Origin of the sequence: Nostoc sp. CHAB 5836 (assembly GCF_020829445.1) — a bacterium.
GTDB lineage: Bacteria > Cyanobacteriota > Cyanobacteriia > Cyanobacteriales > Nostocaceae > Nostoc.
Window position 1 is genome coordinate 55,413 of the sequence record NZ_JAIVFV010000023.1, and the last position, 6,093, is coordinate 61,505.

4 protein-coding genes are annotated in these 6,093 nt (G+C 41.9%); 2 read left to right on the top strand and 2 right to left on the bottom strand.

Annotated elements, in window-relative coordinates; all coding sequences use genetic code 11:
- Positions 1–610: 610 nt before the first annotated feature.
- Together LC605_RS07325 and LC605_RS07330 are read right to left on the bottom strand one after the other, a co-directional pair.
- Positions 611–1,015 (bottom strand): PleD family two-component system response regulator, encoded by a 405-nt coding sequence (locus tag LC605_RS07325; RefSeq protein ID WP_229546894.1) that lies wholly within the window; start codon positions 1,013–1,015, stop codon positions 611–613.
- Positions 1,016–2,243: 1,228 nt separating this feature from the next.
- On the bottom strand, positions 2,244–2,453 hold the full coding sequence (locus tag LC605_RS07330; protein ID WP_229546895.1) for a hypothetical protein: 210 nt from the start codon (positions 2,451–2,453) through the stop codon (positions 2,244–2,246).
- A 275-nt stretch (positions 2,454–2,728) separates the two neighbouring features.
- On the opposite strand from LC605_RS07330, the gene LC605_RS07335 reads away from it, so the two are divergent.
- Together LC605_RS07335 and mutL are read left to right on the top strand one after the other, a co-directional pair.
- Positions 2,729–3,778, top strand: coding sequence for an adenosine deaminase (locus LC605_RS07335; RefSeq protein ID WP_229546896.1), 1,050 nt, complete (start codon positions 2,729–2,731; stop codon positions 3,776–3,778).
- A 399-nt stretch (positions 3,779–4,177) separates the two neighbouring features.
- Positions 4,178–5,860 (top strand): DNA mismatch repair endonuclease MutL, encoded by a 1,683-nt coding sequence (gene mutL / locus LC605_RS07340; protein ID WP_229546897.1) that lies wholly within the window; start codon positions 4,178–4,180, stop codon positions 5,858–5,860.
- The last annotated feature ends 233 nt before the right edge of the window (positions 5,861–6,093 follow it).

Genomic DNA, 6,093 nt, shown 5'->3' on the forward strand with positions numbered 1-6,093 from the left:
CTAATACACACTCGACATCAAGAGCCATAAGTGGTTGCTTATTAGGATGTCAATCTTTCAAAACTGACTATAGGTCAATACGCTAAGGCTTTGGCTAAAACTCTGTTACAAAGTCAATTTTTTAACGTAGACGCTTCTCTACGAGACGCTACGCGAACGGCTTGCCGCAGGCTACCGCCAACGCGGAGCGTCTCGTAAGAGGATGTTTGAAAAGTATTGGGTGAATAGAATTCGCTACTAAGTAAGTCAGCAAGAATAAATAAAACTATATTACGAAACGTAAATACACCTGAAACCCTTATAAATGACGAAGGACAAGTGACAAATGACAGCCTTAGCCACTTAGCTTTATTTGCGCCGCTCTACTTACACTAGCGTTGTCCACCTTTGTGGACTAACGAAAAATTAAGGTTTTGAACCTGCATAGGTGGTCACTGAGCGGCTGGTGAGCGCAATCGAACCATGTCGAAGTGCAGGTTTTGTTTGTGTAGCCGCACCTGTGCCAGGGCTAGTAATAAATTAGACTTTTCAAACATCCTCTAAGAGTTGGACACAGAGAGAAGAAAGAAATGCTTAACCCAAGTGTATTGGACTATAAGTTTGAAGAATCTCAAACGCTTACTCTGTCTAGGTGAAAACCTAATTTCCGGAGATGTCTATTGATTACCACTTCTAATTGGTTAAAATCATAAGGTTTAGTAATGCAATCATCAAATCCTTTGACCATCATAGATTCATGATTTTGTTTCATTCTTAGAGGTGTTACTGCAATGATTGGAATGGTAGCAGTTTTTGAGTCGTGTTTGAGGTCATGAATGACTCGATTGGCACTCAAATTAGATAACATCATATCTAGCAGAATGATATCCGGTTGATGAGTTTGTGCCAATATCACAGCCCTCACCCCTTGTTTGGTACAAATGCACGAGAAATTTAATATTCCTAGATGAGAATTAAGAAGCTCTAAATCATGTAAACTCTGTTCTACAACCAATATTAAAGGCTGTCCATTCATAAGCAGTTAATGCTGTCTAAGAAAGGCTAGGCATCAAGACTCCACCCATCAGGGGAAGCTACAGGTCTTTTTTTTAGTAAGTGCTTAAGTAAATGAATGTACGAAACTATTTTCAGGGGGAGCATCCCAAATGTGCCATTCCCTTGATAGCCCTCATCCCCTAACCCCGAATCCCAAAGATGGGATTCGGGGAACTAGAGTTATGTCTCCCGAATCCCAAAGATGGGAGAGGGGCTGGGGGTGAGGGACGAGACTTAAGCTTGCATTGGGATGCTCCCTTTTCAGGCGACTAACTAGGCCATGAAATGAATCGGCTGGTGTACAATCTATGAAATTATTCATCTAAGCTGAATTTTAGCAAAGAACATAACAATGTAATCATATCATCAAGCAGATATTAGCATGATTAATGTATATAATTGCAAGGATTGACTAAATGATCGTGATTTTTTGGTAAATAGGGGAGACTTAATGGGCTTGAGGTTGCAGATTTATAGAAGAATTCACAACTCAGGAGTCAGAATTCAGGATCGAATGGGAGTTTGATACTTCGACCCTTGTCGATGAGAGGCTGCGCCAACGGCAGAGCTACGGACAAAGCAAGTATTATAGTATTACAGTGAGGTTGCCGAACTGCTGAGTGAGCGCCGCAGACATCGCTTCTGTTGAGAGAAATTGATTAGACATCTGGTAAAAATTAAATATGCGTCACCCAGAACCCTTGTAGAGATGTAGCACTGCTACGTCAAAACAATTCTCTTTCACTACTATGTCTATTAAGTATATTTAACCATGAAAGAATATCAAATCCGCTTCATAGCACATAGTAACCGTAGAAGCTAACCCATGAATTACAGCAACCGCCTTGGCGGTTTGAGCATTAACTGGAAGTAGTCCCTTTTTCTGTGGAGCGATCGCTATATATATAGCTATCCCAAATTCAGGATGGACATCCTTGGATATTGAGATTAGGCGGCTTGGATGTACTACCAGACATCCCCTATCCCTTGACGGGATTGCGTTTTTTATTGATTAAGGTTTTCTTAATCAGTCTGAGGTGGCAGATTGCTGCTCTCAATAAAAGATTATAGCCAATAAACGGCTATATCTGAATAGATTTTGTTTCAATTTTTCTCATACGCATAGTATTAATTTGCTCAAGCATTTCCGCCTCCATAGGCTGGACAAGAGCTAGAGAGATTTTTGAGATTGAATGTTTCCTTGATTTTTAACTTACCAAATCAACCAAGGCGTTTGACCGAAAGCGTACTATAGATGAAACTGAGCAGCCGCGATAATTCTCAGAGGTGAATACTGATAGTGTGATATTAGCTTGACCTGGATCTAAAATGCGTTTTACCTTGCAGGTTTGCATTTTGTTGTTGCAGTAAGCAATGATGCGATCGCCAGCCTTGACTTCTAACGCTTGAATTTTCAATTAATACCAACCTTGCCAGAAATTTGCTTCGTTGAAGGAAAAATATATTGCTATATTTTATTTTCTCAACAACAGCAATGTTTATTTAAGTATAACACAAAAATTAAAGATTTTGATCGTATCAATTTAATCTTGATCATGTCAAGTTTATTTATGCTCAAAACACTATGGGAAACTTTGGCTCTCACTTCTGTGGAGCTAAATTTTTCGAGTGCAGATTTTTTATTCCGATGTTTTTGTTACAATTATTGAAATTTTTATCTAAAAATACCACTATGGCTTTATATGCTGAATTACATAGACATCTGGGCGGCTCGGTCGTACCACGAGTTTTATGGCGATATTTTGAGCGACATTCTTCGGAGTTGATTTCCCGCTTTGCTGACTATTCAGAATTTGAAGATTTTTATACCCGCCCACGCAACACTCTAGATGAGTATCTAGAATTACATACCTTGGTAGAAAGTGTGCAAACTGTAGAGACTTTGCCTTACTTTATCTATCGCTTGGTGCGGGGTGCTTACATTTTTGAAAATTTGGCTTATTTGGAACTGCGCTACACTCCCTATTTGCGGACACCTGAGCATCTAAGTCAATCACAGAGAATTGACAAGATGGCAAAAATTGTGCAAGTAGTAGGGCTTGCCAGCCACCAGCCAGAATATCCAATTGTTACTAGCCAAATTCTCTGTATGCACACGCGTTTACCCTATGAGGTAAACAAGGCAATTGTTGATTTGGCGGCGGAAAATCAACAGTACGTCTGTGCAGTAGATGTAGCGGGGGGTGATAGCTATTATGCCGATCGCTTAGAAGAGTGGATTAGTCTATATGATTATGCGCGATCGCTAGGCGTTAAAACCACGGGACATCTATATGAAACCACCGCCGGTTGTTACCCAGAACTATTACCTTATTTGATGCGCATTGGTCATGGCATCCAAATCCCCCTACTATATCCAGAGCTACTTAATGATGTAGCTAAACGCGGGCAATGTTTGGAAGTTTGTCCCACAACTTACCTGAAAACTGGTACTTTGCAGGATATACGTCAACTGAAATTAGTTTTTGACCGTTGTTTTGATGCTGGGGTCGATATCGCTATTTGTACTGATAATGCTGGGTTGCACAATGTGCGTTTACCCTTTGAGTATGAAAATCTCTTGACTTACAACATTATTAGTTTTGAGCAACTACAAGCTTGTCAGGATGCAGCTTTCCGTCACGCTTTTGCTTGGCCTTATAGTCAACGTCCTGCATCTCTGTTGAACGGTTTGCTCAAACCTGAGCTACCTAAAGTTCTGGCAATAAGCGATACTAATTAAACGATTTTTTTTGATGCCGTAGAGAAAGCTGTAATGCACAAATGTTCAATTTTGCGGAAAGTTGTCAGCGCTGTAAATCTGCACTGACAACTTTCCAAGACGAACTTTGAATTTATTTCTCCCCCAACTTTCTCTACCCCCAATACTGCGTAGGTTTTGCATAAAAAATAGAAATTTGTAGGTTGGGTTGAGGAACGAAACCCAACATTTTCATGGGTTTGTTGGGTAACCCATTGCCTCAAACGCCACCTGCTACCCTGCGGGAACGCTAAAAGCGAACAAGTCTCTTAACCGCAAGGGCGCAGCGTCTCCCCTTGGGAGAAGGGGTTGGGGGATGAGGACAAATCCTTTTGAAAAGAGTTGAATTACAGGTTTCAAAATCGGCGTGGTTTATAATTTATGGCATCTACTATTCAAACTCTACCAACAGAAGTCGTATATCTCATTACAGCTGGTGAGGTAATCGACTCTTTAGCTTCTGTGGTGCGGGAATTGGTAGAAAATTCCCTAGACGCAGGTGCAACGCGAATTGTGGTTTCTCTATGGCCGCAGCAATGGCGAATTTGTGTGGCAGATAATGGTTGTGGAATGAACCTAGATGATTTGCAACAAGCAGCCACAGCCCACAGCACCAGTAAAATTCGCTCTCGTGCCGATTTATGGAAAATTAAGAGTTTGGGGTTTCGTGGTGAGGCGTTGCACAGTTTAACGACTCTGGCAGATTTGGAGATTTTAAGTCGTCCTGTGGGTGGGAAATTAGGATGGCGGATTAGCTATGGCGATGGTGGGAAAGTTATGCAAGTTGAAGTAACTGCGATCGCACCTGGTACTGTAGTTACAGTTTCCAATCTTTTCGGTAATTGCTCATCTCGTCGTCAGGGATTACCCACAGCAGCACAGCAAATGAAAGCCGTGCAAGGGACAATTCAACAAATCGCCCTATGTCATCCCCACGTCACCTGGCAGATTTGGCAAAACGACCGTCAATGGTTCACCATCTGTCCTGCTGCCACAACTGGGCAGCTGCTACCCCAGATTTTACCACAAGTGCGACAAGGTGATTTGCAAGAAGTCAAACTCGAACTCCCCAACCCTCCCAACTCCTCACTAAACTTAGTGGTAGGATTACCCGATCGCACTCATCGTCATCGTCCAGATTGGGTACGTGTAGCGATTAATGGACGGATGGTTAAGACACCAGAACTAGAGCAAACAATATTATCAGCATTTCACAGAACATTACCGCGCGATCGCTATCCAATTTGTTTCCTACATCTTGCCATTTCCCCCGATCAAATTAACTGGAATCGCAATCCAGCAAAAACAGAAATTTACCTCAACGAAATCATTTATTGGCAAGAGCAAATTACCCAAGCAATTAACCAAGTACTCAGCATCTCTTCCGCCAATTTCAAAGAAGCTGTTCACACAACGCGAGTTAGTAAATTACTCCAAGCCGCAGAAGCCAAAGGCAGCTACAATTTCACTCCTCAAAATCCCAACGAAGATCACAAAACTTCTAACTCCTCACTCGCAACTCCTAACTCCTTAAAGGCTGTCGCTCAAGTTAGCAACACCTATATTGTGGCGGAACATTCAAGTGGTATGTGGTTAGTGGAACAACACATTGCCCATGAGCGAGTTTTGTATGAGCAATTATGCGATGATTGGCAACTTGTCCCTGTGGAACCGCCAATAATTCTTTATCAATTGTCGCCAGCCCAAGTATCGCAACTGCAACGCATCGGTTTAGAAATAGAACCCTTTGGCGAACAACTTTGGACAGTCCGTAACATACCTGCACCTTTGCAGCCGCGAGACGACTGTGCAGAAGCAATTTTAGAACTTAGTTGGGGAGGCGACTTACAAACAGCCCAAGTAGCCGTCGCCTGTCGCAGTGCCATTCGTAATGGTACACCAATGAACCACGAAGAAATGCAAACACTTTTAGATAATTGGCAACGCACTCGCAACCCCCGCACCTGTCCCCACGGACGCCCCATTTATCTATCCTTAGAAGAATCAGCTTTAGCCCGGTTTTTCCGACGTAATTGGGTAATTGGTAAAAGTCATGGAATCTGATGTTTCTGGTGACAGATTACAATCGGAACATCTGCCACTACAAGCGAAGAGCGATTTATCTAAGTACGTTGGTGCGAAAAAACTCAAGTATGTTACGAAACGTAAATAGGGCTTGCTGAAAAAGTGATGAAAAGCCAGAAAAGGATTAATTAGCTACGGAAGCAAGAGTCAGTGATAAGTTTTTATTGTTTATTTTAAGAACAATATTATTTTTAGTAATAACAGGTGGTAAA

Excerpts from the sequence above, each read along its gene's own strand:
- LC605_RS07325 (WP_229546894.1), bottom strand. The coding sequence starts at position 1,015 with ATGAATGGACAGCCTTTAATATTGGTTGTAGAACAGAGTTTACATGAT.
- mutL (WP_229546897.1), top strand. The coding sequence starts at position 4,178 with ATGGCATCTACTATTCAAACTCTACCAACAGAAGTCGTATATCTCATT.
- LC605_RS07335 (WP_229546896.1), top strand. The coding sequence starts at position 2,729 with ATGGCTTTATATGCTGAATTACATAGACATCTGGGCGGCTCGGTCGTA.